This window comes from Cryobacterium frigoriphilum (assembly GCF_004403305.1).
GTDB lineage: Bacteria > Actinomycetota > Actinomycetes > Actinomycetales > Microbacteriaceae > Cryobacterium > Cryobacterium frigoriphilum.
Map to the genome: position 1 here is coordinate 19,658 of NZ_SOHE01000025.1, position 17,391 is coordinate 37,048.

The following is a 17,391-nucleotide window of genomic DNA, read 5'->3' on the forward strand; positions in this document are numbered from 1 at the left end:
GGGAGGCTAGCCGAGCTTGAGGCTGCGGCTGTCGTCGCGGATCTGGCCGACGAGCTCTTCGAGCACGTCTTCCAGCGTCAGGATGCCCAGGGTCACGCCGTTGGCGTCGATTGCGCGGGCGAGGTGCGCGCCCGAACCCTGCATGGCGGTGAGTGCCTGGCGCAGCGGCATGTCCATGCGCACGTCCGGCAGGGTACGCATCAGGGCCGGATCCATCGGCAGGTCGCGGCGCTCGGCCTCGATCTCGAGCAGGTCCTTGATGTGCACGTAACCGACGAGCAGTCCGTCGGCCGCACGCACCGGGAATCGGGAGAACCCGCCGATGGCGACCGCTTCCGCCTGGGCGGGTGTGACATCCGTCGCCAGTGTCGTGAGCGACTGCACGGGGATCAGCACGCTTGACACGTCGCGTTCCGCAAAGGTGAGGGCGCCGAGCAGCAGCTTCTCATCGTTGACGTCGAGCATGCCGCCGTGGCGAGACTCCTCGACGAGCGCGGCGACCTCATCGCGGGTGAAGACGCTCGTCACCTCGTTCTTCGGTTCGACCTTCATCAGGCGCAGGAACGCGTTCGCGATGGCGTTCATGACCCAGAGCAGCGGGAACAGAACGGTCACGATCGCCACGAGCGGCGGTGCCAACAGCATGGCCATGCGCTCGGGGCCGGCGAGGGCGATATTCTTGGGCACCATCTCACCGAACACGACGTGCAGGTAGGTCACGAGCGACAGGGCGATCGCGAAGGCGATCGGGTGCACGAAGGCGTCAGGAACGCCCATCGCGGCGAACGGACCCTCGAGCAGGCTCGCGATGGCCGGCTCGCTGAGCGCGCCGAGGGCGAGCGAACAGATCGTGATGCCGAGTTGCGCGCCCGCCATCATGAGCGAGACGTTCTCCATCGCCTTCAGGGTGATCTGTGCCGAGCGGGAGCCCGCGAGGGCCTTCGGCTCGACGATCGTGCGGCGGGCACTGATCAGCGCGAATTCCGCGCCGACGAAGAAGGCGTTGACGAGCAGCAGCCCGACGGTCAGAAGCAGGCCTGCGGTGGTGCTCATAAGTGGCGCTCCGTTCGTTCGGGGGCCGTGGCCGGGGTGGCGGCGGGGTCGCTGTCGGTGCGCTCGGCGTCGGCGTCAAGGGTGCGCACGAGAACGCGCACCCGATCGATGCGGTGGTCATCCATCGCGGTCACGTCGAAGCGGATGCGGCTTTCCGGAGCTCCCGGAACGTCTTCGCTCGCGATCTCGATCGTGTCGCCGACGCGGGCGAGACGCCCAAGCTCGAGGGTGACGAGCCCGGCGAGGGTGTCGTACTCCTCGTGTTCGGGCACGAACACGCCGAGGTGTTCGCTCGCCTCGTCGGGGCGCAGTGAGGCTTCGAGGTCCCAGGCGCCGTCGGCATCACTCGTGATGACCTCCTGCACGGGGTCGTGTTCGTCGCGGACTTCGCCGACGAGTTCTTCAACGAGGTCTTCGAGGGTGACGAGGCCGGCGGTGTCGCCGAATTCGTCGATCAGCACGGCCATCTGCAGGCCGCCGTGACGCAGGGTGTCCATCAGGCCGTCGAGTTCGACGGTGTCGGGCACGGTCGTGACGGGGCCCATGACCTGACCGACGGTGACACGGTCCCGATCGAGGTAGGGCACGGCGAGGGCGTGGCGCACGTGCACGAGGCCGAGCACGGTGCCCTCCCCGTCGCCGCCGATGATCGGAAACCGGGAGTGTCCGGTTGCCTTGGCACGAATGAGCAGTTCGTGCACCGAATCGTCGGGGTCGAGGCTGAGGATCTGCCCGCGGGGTGTCATGACATCGTTGGCGCGCCGGTCACCGAAGGCGAACGAGCGTTCGACGAGTTCGGCGGTGTCCACGGCCAGGGCGCCCTGCCGGGCGGAGTGCCGCACCAAGCCGAGCAGCTCTTCGGGGGAGCGGGCCGAGGCCAGCTCTTCCTGCGGCTCGAAGCCCAGCAGGCGCACGACACGGTTGGCGGTGCCGTTGAAGAGGCGGATGAGGTAGGCGGTGCTCTTGGTGAAACCACGCTGGAAACCCTGCACCGCACGGGCGGTGGCGAGTGGCCTAGCGATCGCGAGGTTCTTCGGAATGAGCTCGCCGAAGATCATGGTGAGCGCGGTTGCCAGCACGAGGGCGATCGTCACCGACACGGTCGTGGCGCCCGCTTCGGAAAGCCCGAGGTTTCCGAGCGGGCCGTCGACGATGTTCGCAATGGCCGGCTCGGCGAGAAAGCCGATGCCGAGGTTGGTGACGGTGATGCCGAGCTGGGCTCCGGAGAGCTGGGTCGACATGGTCTTCATCGCCTTGAGCACGCCCTGAGAGCGCTTGTCGCCACTCTCGGCGGCGGCCTCAACGTCGTTGCGGTTGACGGTGATGAGCGAGAACTCCGCGGCGACGAAAGCGCCGCAGGAGGCCAGCAGGATCAACCCGATGATCAGGGCGAGAATTTCCATCAGTTCACCCCCCGCGTCAGAGACGCAGCGCCCAGAGGCGCGACGAGATGGACAAGGGCGTCACCGGGGGCGCTCATGTACTTCCGTTCAGGGTGTTCAGATGCGTCGACGCGTGGTCCGAAACGGACAGCGATGAAGCGTCAACTCGTTTGAGAGTAGTGGTCGAGGCTGGGTAACCGCCTGTCTGTCCTGAACGCCCTACTCCTGGGCGTGCGCCTCGAGAAACTCGTAGACCTCGGTGTCGTCGACGCCCGGGAAGGTGCCGCTCGGCAGCGGCGACAGCACGTGCGCGTGCAGGCGCGCGCTCGGCCAGGCCCGACCGGCCCAGCGTGACGCCATGGCGCCGTCGGGACGGCGGCAGCACGACTCGTCGGGGCAGGTCGACACCGAACGCTGCGTTGTCTCCCGGCCGCGAAACCACTTGGCCTGCGCGAACGGCACGCCGACACTGATCGAGAATTCACCGGCCGGCGTCGCGCCGGTCTGGGTCGCCGACCAGAACGTGCCGGCCGGGGTGTCGGTGTACTGGTAGAACTCGGTCGTGCGGTTGGTGTGCGTGAAGGCGCTGCGGGCGCTCCACTGTTTGCAGACGTACTGGCCCTCGATCGACCCGGTCACGTCGACCGGAAGCGGTAGGCCGTCATTCTCGTAGCCCTTCTGCAGCGCGCCGTCGCCGTTGACCCGTAAGAAGTGCAGCGTCATATCGAGGTGGCTCGTGGCGAGGTTCGTCAGGCGCAGCGCCGCGGCCTCGTGCGTCACCCCGAAGGCGTCGCGAAAGTCCTCGACCGACAGCTCACGTTCGCGCTTCGCGTTGGAGAGAAACGCGAGTGAGGCATCCCGAGGCATGAGTGCGGCGGCGGCGAAGTAGTTGATCTCGAGTCGCTGCCAGAGGAATTCGGCGTAGCTCGACGGCCGTTCGTGCTGCAGGAGTCGGTGTCCGATCGCCTGCAGCGCCATCGATCGCAGGCCATGCCCGCCCGGAATCGACGCCGGCGGCAGGTAGATGCGCCCGTTCACGAGGTCGGTCACCGAGCGCGTCGAGTTCGGCAGATCGTTCACGTAGATCAGGCTGAAGCCGAGCTGCTCGGCCATCACGCTCACCTCGCGGTGGGTGAGGGCGCCGACGGTGTGACCGGAGGCCCGCACCCGGTCCTCGGCGAGCTGCTCGATCGAGGGCAGGTAGTTGCCCTCGTCCCGCATCCGCTCGCGCAGTTCGGTGTTGGCGCGGCGGGCTTCTTCCGGGGTCGCGATCGCCTCGCTCGCGCGGCGGGAGAGTTCTCGGTGCAGCCCCAGCAGCGACTCGATCGCCGGCAAGGGCATGCCCTTGGTGACCTTCACGATCGGCAGCCCGAGTGCGCCGTAGAGGGGATTCTTCTGCGCTCTCGCCAGTTCGATCTCGAGTGCGGCCCGCTTGTTGGGTGCCTCGCGGCTGAGCAGCTCCGCGAGCTCAACGCCGAGGGCCGCCGCCAGGTCTTGTAACAGTGACAATTTGGGTTCGCGACGTCCGTTTTCGATCAGCGACAACTGGCTGCCGGCGAGGCCGGACTGGCTGCCGAGCTGGTCGAGGGTGAGGCCGCGTTCGGTGCGAAAGTGACGGATGCGATGACCCAGGGTCATGAGATCGGAGGCTTGAGGCGTCATTCCTTAACTTTATCTAAAGAATTGCCATTCTTAACTGTCTAATCGGGGGCTTGACCCGTGCTGGGGGGAGCATTCTGGTCTTACCGCAAGAAATTACGGTCTAGCAACTTCTCGAAAACGTATACCCCGCGTCTCCATCGAAGCCGAGCGGCAGAAAAAGGTCCCCACATGACCCTCACGAATCCTCCTGTACACACTCCCGAGACCCTCAGCCCCAAGCGCACCAGCAGCACCGACCCGAACCTGCAGGCCTGGGTCGACGAGATTGCCCGCCTGACCCAGCCGGACGCCGTCGTCTGGTGCGACGGCTCGCCCCGTGAGGCCAGCATCCTGAGCCGCCAGCTCGTCGCCGAGGGCAAGCTCATCCGCCTGAACCCCGAATGGCGCCCCAACAGCTTCCTCGCCCGCACCAACCCGAAAGACGTCGCCCGGGTCGAAGACCGCACCTTCATCTGCAGCAACGACGAAGCGGATGCCGGCCCCACCAACAACTGGGCCGAACCGACCGCGATGCGCGAAGAACTTCAGGGTGTCTTCGCCGGCAGCATGCGCGGCCGTACGCTCTACGTCGTTCCGTTCTCGATGGGCCCGCTCGGCGGCCCGATTTCGCAGCTCGGTGTCGAGATCACCGATTCCCCCTACGTCGTGCTCAACATGGGCATCATGACCCGCATGGGCGAGCAGATCCTCACCATGATCGAGGCCGGCGAGCCGTGGGTGCACACCGTGCACAGCATCGGCTACCCGCTCGTTGACGCCCAGGGCGTCAAGCGCGACGATGTCGAATGGCCCTGCAACGACACCAAGTACATCGTGCAGTTTCCCGACACCCGTGAGGTCTGGTCGTACGGCTCCGGCTACGGCGGAAACGCGCTGCTCTCGAAGAAGTCGTTCGCGCTGCGCATCGCATCCGTTATGGGCCGCGACGAGGGCTGGCTCGCCGAGCACATGCTGCTCATCAAGCTGATCTCGCCCGAAGGTAACGTGTTCCACGTGTCCGCCGCGTTCCCGAGCGCCTGTGGCAAGACGAACCTGTCGATGCTGCAGCCGACCATCCCCGGCTGGAAGGTCGAGACCATCGGCGACGACATCGCCTGGCTGCGCCAGGGCGAAGACGGACGTCTCTGGGCCATCAACCCCGAGGCCGGCTTCTTCGGAGTCGCCCCCGGAACCGGTGAGACCACCAACCCGACCGCTGTCGCGACCATGTGGGGCAACACCATCTTCACCAACGTCGCCCTGCGCGACGACGGAGACGTCTGGTGGGAGGGTCTGACCGACACGCCCCCCGCGCACCTCATCGACTGGCAGGGCAACGACTGGACCCCCGCGTCCGGCCGCCCCGCTGCCCACCCGAACTCCCGCTTCACCGTCGCTGCCGCCCAGTGCCCGTCGATTGCCGACGACTGGGAAGCGGCCGGCGGAGTGCCGATCGACGCCATCATCTTCGGTGGACGCCGCGCGACCAACGTGCCGCTCGTCGCTCAGGCCCGCAGCTGGAAGCACGGCGTGTTCATGGGAGCGACAATCAGCTCCGAGAAGACCGCCGCCGCCGAAGGAACCGTTGGAGAGCTGCGCCGCGACCCGTTCGCAATGCTGCCGTTCTGCGGCTACAACATGGCCGATTACTGGGCCCACTGGCTCGCGGTCGGCAAGTCCCTCGGCACCAAGGCTCCCGCGATCTTCCAGGTGAACTGGTTCCGCAAGGGTGATGACGGCAGCTTCATCTGGCCCGGATTCGGCGAAAACTCTCGCGTTCTCGAGTGGATGGTGCGTCGCCTCGAAGGCCAGGCCGAAGCCCGCGACACCCCGATTGGCCTGCTGCCGACCGTTGACGGCTTGAACCTGGAGGGGCTCGACCTCTCCGACAAGGACCTCGAGCAGCTCTTCGCGATCGACCCGGCCTCCTGGCTCGCCGAGTGCGACCTGACCGAGGAATACTTCAACAAGTTCGGCGACCGCGTGCCGCCGGCACTGCTCGCCGAACTGGCCAGCGTTCGTTACCACCTCAAGGACTAACGCCCGAGGCCCCGACCGGAACGACCTGCTTCTCTGAATTACCTGCCCGGCACTATCCGGGCAGCGCACCACCGCGACCCCGTCACCTCCCGTGGCGGGGTCGTTGTGCGTGGTGTCGGGCCGGGGTCGCTGGCCCTGCCGTGGCGGCAATGCGGGCCGGGCCGGTGTCGGAGCGCTGGCCCCGGCCGTAGGATGCTGGCATGCATGACGACAGCGTCAACGTTGAGGCCCGTCTCACCCGGTTCGTGCGTGAGCGGCTCGTGCCGGCCGTGCACCGCGCTGCGGTGCCGCTCACCGTCACCGCCTGGGTCGTTCCCGGTTCGGTGACGGATGCCCCGGTGCCCTTCGCCGAGGCCGTCACCCGGCCGTTCACCCCGTTCGCCGTCGGCGAGCCATGGGGCCGGCCGTGGGGAACCGTGTGGTTCCATCTCACCGGCAGCGTGCCCGATGACTGGGCGGCGGCGGTCGACACCCGCGTCGAAGTCGTCGTCGATCTGGGCTTTTCCCTCTCCGCTCCCGGGTTTCAGGCCGAGGGGCTCGTCTATTCGGCCGACGGCCGCATTCTGAAGGGGCTCGAATCCCTGAACCGTTCGGTGCCCGTCACGGGCCGGCACGTCGACCTCTACGTCGAGGCCGCCGCGAACCCGAACATCGCCGGGGATTTCAGCTTCGCTCCGACCGGCGCGGGTGACCCGGCGACCGCGGGCGACGAGGCGCTCTATGTGCTCCGTCAGGCCGATGTGAGCCTGCGTGACCTGCCGGTGTGGCAGCTGTTGCACGACGTGCTGGCCCTCGACGGATTGCGCCGCGAGCTGCCGGAGGCCTCGTCGCGCCGGGCGAACCTGCTGCGCGCCCTCGAGCGCTGCGTCGATGTGGTCGATCCGCACGATGTGACCGGTACGGCCCGTGCCGGACGCGCGGCTCTGGCCGGCGTGCTGGCCAGAGGGGCCAACGCGAGCGCGCACCGGGTGCACGCCGTCGGGCACGCCCATATCGACAGCGCCTGGCTGTGGCCGACCCGGGAAACCGTGCGCAAGGTCGCCCGCACCTTCTCCAACGTGCTCGCCCTCATCGAGCAGCACCCCGGGTTCGTGTTCGCGGCATCATCCGCTCAGCAGTACGCCTGGCTGAAACAGCACTATCCGGAGCTGTTCGAGCGGGTGCGCGCCGCCGTTGCCAGCGGTGTGTTCGTGCCGGCCGGGGGCATGTGGGTCGAGTCCGACACGAACATGCCTGGTGGGGAATCCCTCGCCCGCCAGTTCATGCACGGCAAGGCATTCTTTCTGCGGGAGTTCGGGGTGGAACCGCTCGACGTCTGGCTGCCCGATTCCTTCGGGTATTCGGCGGCGCTGCCGCAGATCGTGCGCGCCGCCGGCTCACGCTGGTTCCTCACCCAGAAATTGTCGTGGAACGATACCAACCGATTTCCGCATCACACGTTTCTCTGGGAGGGCATCGACGGTTCGCGGCTGTTCACCCATTTTCCACCGGTCGCGGACTACAACGCCCAGCTGTCCGGCCTCGAACTCGCCCGCGCCGAGCGTCTGTTCGCCGAGAAGGGCCACGCGAACTCCTCGCTCGTGCCGTTCGGCTGGGGCGATGGGGGAGGTGGCCCGACCGAAGAGATGCTCGCCGCGGCGGCCCGCACCGCCGACCTCGAGGGGTCGCCGACCGTGCAGCTCTCCAGCCCGGCACAGTTCTTCACGGCGGCGGAAGCCGAGTACAAGCATCCGCCGGTCTGGTCTGGAGAGCTCTACCTCGAGTTTCACCGCGGAACCTACAGCGGTCAGGCGCGCACCAAGCGCGGCAACCGCCGCAGCGAGCACATGCTGCGCGAGGCCGAGCTCTGGGCGACCACCGCGAGCGTGCGCACCGGCGCGACCTATCCGGCCCACGAACTGGAGCGGGCCTGGCAGACGGTGCTGCTCGGCCAGTTTCACGACATCCTGCCGGGCTCCTCGATCGCCTGGGTGCACCAGGAAGCGGAGCGGCAGTACGCCGTCGTCGAGCGGATGCTGACCTCCCTCATCGAGACCGCCGTGCGCACCCTCGCCGGCGCCGGCCAGAGCGCGGCTCTGCTGAATGCTGGCCCCTACCCGCTGGCCGGGGTGCCAGCCCTCGGCGGGCTTGCGGCCGGCACAGGCACCGGCGTGGCTGCCGGTGCTGGCTCCGAAACAGACGCCGCCCGTGCCAGCAGCGGAGATGCACCGCGTCACACGCCGGCCACGGTCGAGTCCACTCCCGCCGGACTCGTGCTGCGCAACGCCCACGTCGCCGTCACCATCGACGCTGACGGCCTTTTTTCCTCCGTGCGAGATCTGGCGACCGACCGCGAACTGATCCCGACCGGTGCACGCGGCAATCTGCTGCAGCTCTACCGGGACACCCCGAACCAGTGGGACGCCTGGGACATCGACGCCCATTACCGCCACACTGTGACCGACCTCGCCGCGGCCGAATCCGTCACGCCGGTCGACGCGGGGCATCCGCTCGCCGCGGCCGTGCGCATCACCCGCAGCTTGGGCGGGTCGACCGTCGTCGAAACGATCACCCTCGACGACGACAGCCATGCCGTCGACCTGCACTTCGAGATCGACTGGCATGAGCGCCAGAAGCTGCTGAAACTCACATTTCCCCTCGACGTGCTCGCCGAGCGAGCGGCGAGCGAGATCCAGTTCGGGCACGTATTCCGGCCCACGCACGCCAACACCTCATGGGATGCCGCCCGATTCGAGACCGTCGCGCACCGCTGGATACACGTCGGCGAGCCCGGCTACGGGGTCGCGATCGCCAACGACGCCGTCTACGGTCACTCCATCTTTCGGGCGCCAACCACGCAGTCGGATGCCCGGCCCACAACGACCGTGCAACTGTCGCTGCTGCGCGCACCCCTCTACCCCGACCCCAGCGCCGATCAGGGCAGCCACGAGTTTCGGGTCGCGATCCGCGTCGGCGCGAGCCTCGCCGATGCGGTCGCCGAGGGTTACCGCCTCAATCTGCCGCTGCGCAAGGTCACCGGCGTCGGGCCCGGCGCCATCAAGCCGCTGCTGCACGTCGACAACCCGGCGGTCGTGGTCGAAGCGGTGAAGCTCGCCGAAGACGGCAGCGGCGACGTGGTCGTGAGGCTCTACGAGGCGCACGGCACGCGGGCGCGCGCCAGGCTCACGCGCTCATTCGAGGCAGCGGATGCCTACGAAACCGACCTGCTCGAGCGCCCACTTCCCGGCCCGGTCGCGGCCCAGACGCAGTTCGGGGCTGAATTCACTCTCACCCTGCGCCCCTTCCAGCTCGTCACCCTGCGCTACTCCCGCCGCTGGCCCTACGATTCCCCGAACAGGCACGGCGAGAGCGTGCGATCCCGGGCGAACATCGACTGCCTCGCGAGTTTCAGCCCGACGCTCTGAGCGGGCAGCGGGGGTGAAGTCCCTCGCCGGAATGAGTACCCGAACGAAGAACAGGCACGGCTCGTAACCGCCGACAAAATCGCACCGGCTCGGCCGCGGCCTGTTGCTCGACCGCGGAATGGCCGCGGCAGCACCCTGGCAACATCCGGATCACACCACTCGGTGCTGCCAGCGTGGCCGATGGCCGATGGCCGATGGCCGATGGGCGGCTGGGCAGCCGGACCAGCCGGACCAGCCGGACCAGCCGGACCAGCCGGACCAGCCGGACCAGCCAGACCAGCCGGACCAGCCGGACCAGCCGGACCAGCCGGACCAGCCGGGGTAGTCGGTCAGGCCGTTAGCGCTCTAGGCGGAATGGTGACTGGAGCTTCAATTCGGACTTGCTCTGTAGCCGGATCGGTGCCTGTTGTGGGTCGGCTGTGAGGGGTGGGATGAGCCAATATTCGTTACCGTTTCCGTCGAGCGCGGCGGTGCGGGTGATGGTCCAGCCGTCGTTGTGGATGCGGAGGTGGTGGGGTTTGCAAAACAGGATGCCGTCGTCGATGTTGGTTTGTCCGTTGTCGCCGGCCCAGCCGTGGAGGTGGTGGGTTTCGGCCCAGCTGGGTGGTCTATGGCAGTCGGGCATCATGCATCCGCCGTCGCGGATGGCGAGGGCGGCGCGTTGGGTGTTGGTGAAGAGGCGTTGGGTGCGGCCGACGTCGAGGGGTTGGTTGGCGGTGTTGAAGAGGATCGGGGTGAATCCGCCGATGCAGATGAGGCGGGCGATGGTTGCTTCGGGGGCGGGATTGATGGTGCCTTCGAGGAGCCCGTCGGTCACGCCCCAGGTCAGGTTGCGGCTGTTTTTCTCGTTCCGCTTGTACTTCTCTTTCTCGAAGGTGTTGATGCCCGGGAGAATCAGCCCGTTGTTGAATCGACCATCCCCAATGTTGGCCGTCTCGATGTTCTCGCCGTTCTCGATGTTCTCGGTGTTCTCGGCGGAGCCGGTGCGGCTGTTGGTTCCCGCGGAGGCTCGGGTGCCCGTGGTGTCGGTAGTCACGGTTGGCGTGGGGGTGCTGGCTCTGATTACGTCGCCGTCGTCGCCGTCGGTGCCGTCGGTGTTGGTGATGTCGGCGGTCGTGGCGGTGTTGATGTCCGTCGCATGTGGGGTCGGCGCGTCGTCGATCAGGTGCGCGGTCGGGTGCGTGGTTGGCTGCGGGGTGGGTGGCAGGTCGGTCGGAACGCTGAAGACGGCTTTGACGCTCGGGGTTACCGGGCCGAAGACGCGGCCGGGGTCGGCTCCGGCGGCGACGACGATCGCCTCGATGAGGGCCTCTGCGGCGATCTGGTCGGTCGAGCGGGGGTCGTCGATGATGCTCTGCGCCCGGGCCTTGGCTCCCTTCTCGGTGAAACGGGGCCCGCCGATGCGCGGGCCGACGACTTGGAGCAGGAATGAGCGCATGTACTGGCCGTTCTCCGGGTCGAGGAGGAACTCGCCGTGCAACATGCCGTCGGGTCGGTCGCTGACCCTCAGGTATTGCCGGGCGCGCATGGCGTCGGCGCGGCTTGCGATGCCGTTGGTGTCGATGCGGTCACGCATATGGCGGGCCGCCTGCGACGCCCGGTCGGCATTCAGGGTCGCGCACTCCGGGATCAGCACGATCAGCGCCGCGCGGAGCATGTCTGCGGTGACCCCGATCGCCGGTTCGCCTAAACCTCGGCGGATCGCCGTGGCGGCTTCGACGGTGAACACACCCTGCGCGACGGCGTCACCGAGCGGGCCGAACCACGGCTGCTCCACCTCGATGGGCGGGAGGTCGGGAAACTCCAGCGCCTGCGCGTCGGCTTCATTCTGCCGTTCTCGAGCGGTTTCGGTTTCGGTGGCGAGGGTGCCTGCTTCGATCAGTTTGCGGGCGTCGGCCTTGGTGCCGGCTCCGCCACCGCCGAGGCTCTGCACGAACTCCTCGGGACTGTTGAAGCCGTGCAGGCGGGCCAGCCCTTCTCGGCCCAGCTTCCAGTCGGAGCGAACGTCGATATTGGCCGCCGAGAGCGCCACGATGAGGTTGACCCGGCGCTGAAACCCGGCCAGCAGCCGGTGGGCCTGCTCAGACTGCTCATTCGAGAGTGACGTGAACGTGGCTGAAGAGAGGGCGGCCCGGTCCAAACACCGGGTCATTTCGCTGAATGTCGCTTGGAGGTTTTCCATGTCCTGAGTGTCTCAGCAGCCACCGACATTCTGAGAGAAAACCTCAGCTATCGAGAAACTCCGCGCTGCTGCGCTCCTGTGGAGGGATCGTCACCCGGTTCTGGCGACCTTGACGAGGTATCCCGCCGGCCGCAACGTCAGCCTCGGCTCGGCGTCGAGGAGGCATTTGATTGCTCTGACCTCTGCCACCGCCGGGTCGATTCCGGCCAGCTCCAGTGTCGCGACCGCCCAAGCGCGCGCAGACGGCGGCGGGCCCGCCGCCGTCGACTTTTCTCCGAATATCTTCTCCAGTCGGAGTCGAGGATCAACCCTGTCGCCGAAGATTTTCGCCAAGAACTTGCTCTGCATTATTGAATCCCACTTCGTGTGTGTTTGTTTCCCTACTGAAACCCTAGAAAACGATCCCGTGCCCCGCATCCGCCTGCCGGGGGAGGGAACGAACCTGGCCACCGACGACCGAGCCTGACAGACTGTCCGCATGACGACGCAGCTGAACCCGGTGACCCAGGCGCTCGATGCTTATGCGGCCGCGGTGGCAGCTCAAGACGTTGACGGGTTCGTCGCCCTGTATGACGACGACGTGGTTGTCTATGACTCGTGGGGGCAGTGGCAATACAGCGGACTCTCCGCATGGCGGGGGATGGTCACGGACTGGTTCGGCTCCCTCGGCAGCGACACCGTGGAGGTCGTGTTCGCCGATGTGCAGACGATGGTCTCCCGTGAGGTGGCCTTCGGCCACGCGGCAGTGACCTTCACGGCGATCTCAGCCCGAGGCGAGCGCACGCGTTCCATGACGAATCGACTGACCATCAATCTCGCCAGAAACGACGACGCCTGGAAGATCGTGCACGAACACAGTTCGCTGCCGATCGACATGGAAACCGGCGCCGCGATCTTTGAGCGAGCGTAGATTCTTGCGACTCGTCGGGCTTTCTCAGGTGCGAGTCGAGCGCCGGCCTGCCGTGGCCCGGCACGCAATCGCCTGTCCCACACAGCAAGAATCGTGTCGTCGCCCCCGACTGCGAGAATTTTCGCAAGTTGAACGGCATCAGCGCCTCCCAGCGCATACCTGCCCGACACATGTGTGAGGGGTCCGAAGTAGCGAAACGGTACCTGCGTCAGTGGCGAGTTGCCCCCACTGGCCCGGCATTTTCGACTTCCACGAGTGAACTCATCAGAGGCGTTCGGCGCAACCTTCCCGTCATGCTGAAGGTCGCCCGTGTCGACGAGGAAGCGCGTGGGTCGGCCCTGCTCGAGTGGTGGGGCGGGCGTGGAGCGGTCCGGGTGCTCAAGCGGGACGACACGGCAACGCTCATGCTGCGCGCCACCGGCCCGCGCGAGCTGGCACAGATGGCGGAGTACGGATCGGATGCCGAGGCATCCGCTGCTCTGGTTCAGACGGTACGCACCCTGCACGACCGACCGCCGCCAGAACCGAGCGACGGAGTGCCCCTGGTTCCGTTGCGGCAGTGGTTCGGCGAGCTGCTGGATGCCAAGACGGATGATCCGCTGATGTGCACCGCCGCGGAATTCGCGCAGGACCTGCTCTCGTCGACTGGCCCCGCCGACGAGCGGGCGCTGCACGGAGATATCCATCACGGCAACGTGCTCGATTTCGGTGACGGGTGGGCGGCCATCGATCCCAAGGGCCTGTTCGGGCATCGGGCGTTTGACTACGCGAATATTCTCTGCAATCCGAGCCTCCGTACCGCAGCCGAGAATCTCGGTGCACGCCTCGACATCATTAGCAGCGAGGGGGATCTCGACCGCGAGGTGCTCGCCGGCTGGGCATTGGCCTGGTGCGGCCTCTCCCTGGTCTGGCACCAACACGACACCTGCCCGTCCTGGCACGCCGAGGCGAGTCGACGGGTCGGCGAACAGTTGCTTCGCGCACTCGCTCCCGAAGAGCGGCACCGCTGATGCCGTCGTACGTCGCGCTGCTGCGCGGCATCAACGTGGGCGGCCGCAACCTCATCGGCATGCCCGCCCTCGCCGAGTGCTTCCGCGACGCGGGCTACCGGAACGTGCGCACCTACATCCAGAGCGGAAACGTGCTGTTCTCAGCGGATGCCCCGCCCGGCCCTGACCTCGAAAGCTCACTGGAGCGCATGCTCAGGGACCGGTTCGAGAGCCCGATCCTCGTCGTTCTGCGCTCGCGCGACGAACTCGCCGCCACGATCGCGGCGGCTCCCGCCAACCATGGTTCCACCGAGCTGCGCAGCGACGTTATTTTTTTGAAGCATCCGCTCACTGCAGAAGCAACGTTTACGGCGCTGCCGGAACTGCGGGAGGGCGTCGATGCGGTGGCCCTCGGCCCCGGAGTCATCTACTTCTCGCGGGTGGCGGCGCAGGCCGGCAAGACCCGCATCACCCGCCTGCTGGCCATGCCCATGTTTCAGCAGATGACCATGCGCAACTGGCGCACGACCACGACCCTGCTCACGCTGCTCGACGCGAGCGAGCCGGACCGGCCCTAGTTCGGCTCTAAACGAGCAGCTGGTGCTTGGCCAGGTCGCGGTACAGCGGTGTCGACTTGACGAGTTCCGAGTGCGTGCCGGTGCCCACGACCTGGCCGTTCTCGAGCACCACGATCTGGTCGCTGTCGACGACGGTCGACAGCCGGTGGGCGATCACGATCAGGGTGCGGTTCTCGGCGACCGCGTCGATTGCGGCACGCATCAACTGCTCGTTCGCCCCGTCGAGGCTCGACGTGGACTCGTCGAGCAGCAGAATAGGCGGTGCCGACAGCAGCGCCCGCGCGATCGCGAGCCGCTGGCGTTCGCCGCCCGACAGCTTCACGCCCTGCTCGCCGACGGATGCCCCGAGCCCGGCCTCGTCGCGCTCGAGCACCTCCCCGAGGTTCACGGCGCGCAGCACGGCAACGCACTCCTCATCGGTCGCATTGGGGGAGGCGAGGGTCAGGTTGTCGCGGATCGTGCCGGCGAGCACCGGGGCGTCCTGCTCGACATAGCCGATCTGCGAGCGCAGCGCGGTGCGATCGAGGGCACGGATGTCCACTCCACCGAGCCGCACGGTGCCCGCGCTGGCATCGTAGAACCGTTCGATCAGGGCCAGGATCGTGCTCTTGCCGGCCCCCGAGGGGCCGACGAGCGCGGTGCGCAGACCGCGCGGGGCGCTGAAGGAGACGCCGTGCAGCACCGTGCGCTTCTCGGCCGGTTCGCCGTCTGCGGCGGGCTCAGGCGCGTCTGCCGGTAAGCCGACGAGCGTAGCCGGGCCGGGCGCGGCATCCGTCGTCGTATCGGTCGTGGCTGCGGGCGCGATCGCGGCGGCGGCATAACCGAAGTGCACGTCGTCGAATTCGATCGCCGGCTCTTCGGGGTTGACGGCGTCGTTGGCGGCACCAACCGTGATGGCGAGGGGCAGTATGTCGCGGTCGAACTGGTCTTCACTGGGCAGGTCGATGATCTCCTGGATGCGGCCGAGCGCACCGAGCGCGGAGTTGACCGAGGTGATCGCGCCGAAGGCCTGGCCGAGCGGCATGATCATCATGAACAGGAACAGAATGAAGGCGACCAGGTCGGCGATCTCGATAGCGCCGCTCGCAACGCGGAAACCGCCGACGCCGAGCACCACGAGAAACGAGACCTGCATCGCGATTCCGGCGATCGGCACGACGAGCGCACTGATCTTGGCGACCTGAATGCCCATGCGCCAGGCGCCGCGAGCATCCTCTTCGATGACGGTGACTTCACGCTCGGTTGCGTTGGAGGCCCGCACGGTACGAATCGCGCTGATGGCGCGTTCGACGCTCGCGGCCAGATCGCCGACCTTGGTCTGCGCGGCGAGGCTCGCCACCCGGATGCGCTTGGACAGCAGGGTAACTGTGACGACCGACACCGCGATCACGAGCACGGTCAGGCCGAGCAGAACGGGGTCGATGATGAGCATCGCGATGAGCGCGCCGACGAACGTCAGGCTGCCACCGATGGCCTCGACGAGGCCCTGCGTGAGCACCGCGCGCAGTAGGGTCGTGTCGCTTCCGACGCGGGAGACGAGGTCGCCGGTGCGGCGGGTGTCGAACTCGCTGATCGGCAGCCGCAGCAGCCGGCCGACGAGGCGCTTGCGGCTCGAGAGCACCACGCCCTCCCCGGTGCGCTGCAGCAGGTAGTGCTGGTATCCGCTGATCAGACCCGAAATCACGACGAGGGCGATGAGGGCGCCGACGAGAGATCCGAGCGGGTCGCCGTCGCCGACGAGGGTGATGACCTGGCTGACGAGCAGCGGCTGGGCGAGGCTCGCGGCGGCGCCCAGTACGCTCAGCACGATCACGACGCTGAGTACCTTCTTGTGCTCGAGCAGGTACGGCATCAGCTGGCTGAAGGTCGCGCGGGGGCCGACGGGTTCGGGGCGGCCGCGTCGACCGCCGCGGGCCGGCTTCGGCGGTGTCGGGGCAGCGGATGCGGCGGAAGCGCGCGCGCTTCGGGTAGCGGTAGTCACCGCCCAATCTTAACCGTCGTCTCTGGGCGTCAGGCCGGGTCGTGCCGGGTTCTGCCGGATGTCGGTGGGGCGGTCTAGGTTAGAAGCGTGCCAGAGCCTGTCATCGCCACCCAGAATCTTGTCAAGAGCTATCGGGTCAAGGGATCGAAAGCCGAGAAGAAAACATCAGAATTCGTCGCCGTCGACGGGGTCAGCTTCGAGGTCGCCGCCGGGGAGTCCTTCGGGCTGCTCGGTCCGAACGGGGCCGGCAAGTCCACGACCATGCGCATGATCGGTGCCGTCTCGACCCGCACGAGCGGCGACCTCACCGTTCTCGGCCTCGACCCCAACCGCTACGGGCCCGAGATCCGCTCGCAGCTCGGCGTCGTTCCCCAGGAGAACAACCTCGACATGGAACTCAAGGTGCGCGAGAACCTGCTCGTCTACGGCCGCTACTTCGGGCTGCCGCGCGCCCAGGTCGCCCGCCGCGCCGATGAACTGCTCGAGTTCGCCCAGCTCGAAGACAAGGCAGCGGCCAAGGTCGACGACCTCTCCGGCGGCATGAAGCGCCGCCTCACCATCGCCCGGGCGCTCATCAACGACCCGCGCCTGCTGCTGCTCGACGAACCGACGACCGGCCTCGACCCGCAGGCTCGGCACATTCTCTGGGATCGCCTGTTTCGCCTGAAAGAACAGGGCACCACGCTGCTCGTCACGACCCACTACATGGACGAAGCCGAACAGCTCTGCGACCGCCTCGTCGTCGTCGACAAGGGCCAGATCATGGCGGAGGGCTCGCCGGCCGACCTGATTCGCCGCTACTCCTCCCGCGAGGTGCTCGAGGTGCGCTTCGGCTCCACCCAGAACGCCGAGGTCGCCGGGCGCATCCAGAGCCTCGGGGAACGCGTTGAGGTTCTGCCCGACCGCATCCTGGTCTACAGCGACAGTGGGGAACACGAATTGGAGCGGATGACCGCGGCCGGCCTGCACCCGATCACGAGCCTCGTGCGCCGCTCCAGCCTCGAAGACGTGTTTCTGCGCCTGACCGGCAGAAACCTCATCGAATGAGCGCGCCACACCGGCACGGTGACGCGGACGGCCCGACCGATCCGGTCGGCCCGACCGACGCGGACGGCCCGACCGACGCGGACGGCCCGACCGATCCGGTCGGCCCGACCGATCCGGTCGGCGAGCCGCAGGCGCAGCCGACGCAGGGCATCCGCGCGCCTGCGCCGTCGCCTGCGCCGTCGCC

At 67.4% G+C, this 17,391-nt stretch carries 12 protein-coding genes and 1 pseudogene; 7 read left to right on the top strand and 6 right to left on the bottom strand.

The window, feature by feature from the left end; genetic code table 11:
- Window positions 1-6: 6 nt before the first annotated feature.
- The 3 genes from E3T55_RS05935 to E3T55_RS05945 all read right to left on the bottom strand — a co-directional run bounded on the left by E3T55_RS05935 (window position 7) and on the right by E3T55_RS05945 (window position 4,097).
- Window positions 7-1,053, bottom strand: a complete 1,047-nt coding sequence (locus E3T55_RS05935; RefSeq protein WP_134518658.1) for a hemolysin family protein — start codon at window positions 1,051-1,053, stop codon at window positions 7-9.
- Window positions 1,050-2,456 carry a hemolysin family protein gene (locus tag E3T55_RS05940; protein WP_134518659.1) on the bottom strand — a complete coding sequence of 469 codons (1,407 nt, stop codon included), beginning with the start codon at window positions 2,454-2,456 and terminating at the stop codon, window positions 1,050-1,052. Before E3T55_RS05940 ends, E3T55_RS05935 begins: the two co-directional genes overlap by 4 nt.
- Window positions 2,457-2,654: 198 nt before the next feature.
- Window positions 2,655-4,097 (bottom strand): helix-turn-helix domain-containing protein, encoded by a 1,443-nt coding sequence (locus tag E3T55_RS05945; protein ID WP_134518660.1) that lies wholly within the window; start codon window positions 4,095-4,097, stop codon window positions 2,655-2,657.
- A 168-nt stretch (window positions 4,098-4,265) separates the two neighbouring features.
- Here E3T55_RS05945 and E3T55_RS05950 point away from each other — a divergent pair, with 168 nt between their 5' ends.
- Window positions 4,266-6,116 (top strand): phosphoenolpyruvate carboxykinase (GTP), encoded by a 1,851-nt coding sequence (locus E3T55_RS05950; RefSeq protein ID WP_134518661.1) that lies wholly within the window; start codon window positions 4,266-4,268, stop codon window positions 6,114-6,116.
- A gap of 200 nt (window positions 6,117-6,316) precedes the next feature.
- Window positions 6,317-9,520 (top strand): alpha-mannosidase, encoded by a 3,204-nt coding sequence (locus tag E3T55_RS05955; RefSeq protein ID WP_134518662.1) that lies wholly within the window; start codon window positions 6,317-6,319, stop codon window positions 9,518-9,520.
- 337 nt (window positions 9,521-9,857) lie between these two features.
- On the opposite strand, the gene E3T55_RS05965 is transcribed toward E3T55_RS05955, so the two are convergent.
- Entirely contained in the window at window positions 9,858-11,672 is a 1,815-nt protein-coding gene (locus E3T55_RS05965; protein WP_166791695.1) for an HNH endonuclease signature motif containing protein, read from the bottom strand.
- 120 nt (window positions 11,673-11,792) lie between these two features.
- On the bottom strand, window positions 11,793-12,050 hold the full coding sequence (locus E3T55_RS05970; protein WP_134518664.1) for a hypothetical protein: 258 nt from the start codon (window positions 12,048-12,050) through the stop codon (window positions 11,793-11,795).
- 130 nt (window positions 12,051-12,180) lie between these two features.
- On the opposite strand from E3T55_RS05970, the gene E3T55_RS05975 reads away from it, so the two are divergent.
- From E3T55_RS05975 to E3T55_RS05985, 3 genes are all read left to right on the top strand, one after another.
- Complete coding sequence (locus E3T55_RS05975; protein WP_134518665.1) at window positions 12,181-12,612, top strand: YybH family protein; 432 nt, start codon at window positions 12,181-12,183, stop codon at window positions 12,610-12,612.
- 170 nt (window positions 12,613-12,782) lie between these two features.
- Window positions 12,783-13,622, top strand: coding sequence for an aminoglycoside phosphotransferase family protein (locus E3T55_RS05980; RefSeq protein WP_134518666.1), 840 nt, complete (start codon window positions 12,783-12,785; stop codon window positions 13,620-13,622).
- Window positions 13,622-14,179 carry a DUF1697 domain-containing protein gene (locus tag E3T55_RS05985; RefSeq protein WP_134518667.1) on the top strand — a complete coding sequence of 186 codons (558 nt, stop codon included), beginning with the start codon at window positions 13,622-13,624 and terminating at the stop codon, window positions 14,177-14,179. Before E3T55_RS05980 ends, E3T55_RS05985 begins: the two co-directional genes overlap by 1 nt.
- A gap of 7 nt (window positions 14,180-14,186) precedes the next feature.
- Here E3T55_RS05985 and E3T55_RS05990 read toward each other — a convergent pair whose 3' ends face one another.
- Window positions 14,187-16,031, bottom strand: a complete 1,845-nt coding sequence (locus E3T55_RS05990) for an ABC transporter ATP-binding protein (protein ID WP_134518673.1) — start codon at window positions 16,029-16,031, stop codon at window positions 14,187-14,189.
- A 216-nt stretch (window positions 16,032-16,247) separates the two neighbouring features.
- Here E3T55_RS05990 and E3T55_RS05995 point away from each other — a divergent pair, with 216 nt between their 5' ends.
- Both E3T55_RS05995 and E3T55_RS06000 read left to right on the top strand, forming a co-directional pair.
- Entirely contained in the window at window positions 16,248-17,207 is a 960-nt protein-coding gene (locus E3T55_RS05995) for an ABC transporter ATP-binding protein (protein WP_134518668.1), read from the top strand.
- Window positions 17,204-17,391, top strand: a pseudogene (locus E3T55_RS06000) (hypothetical protein); the annotation flags it as partial. The gene E3T55_RS05995 and the pseudogene E3T55_RS06000, both read left to right, overlap by 4 nt.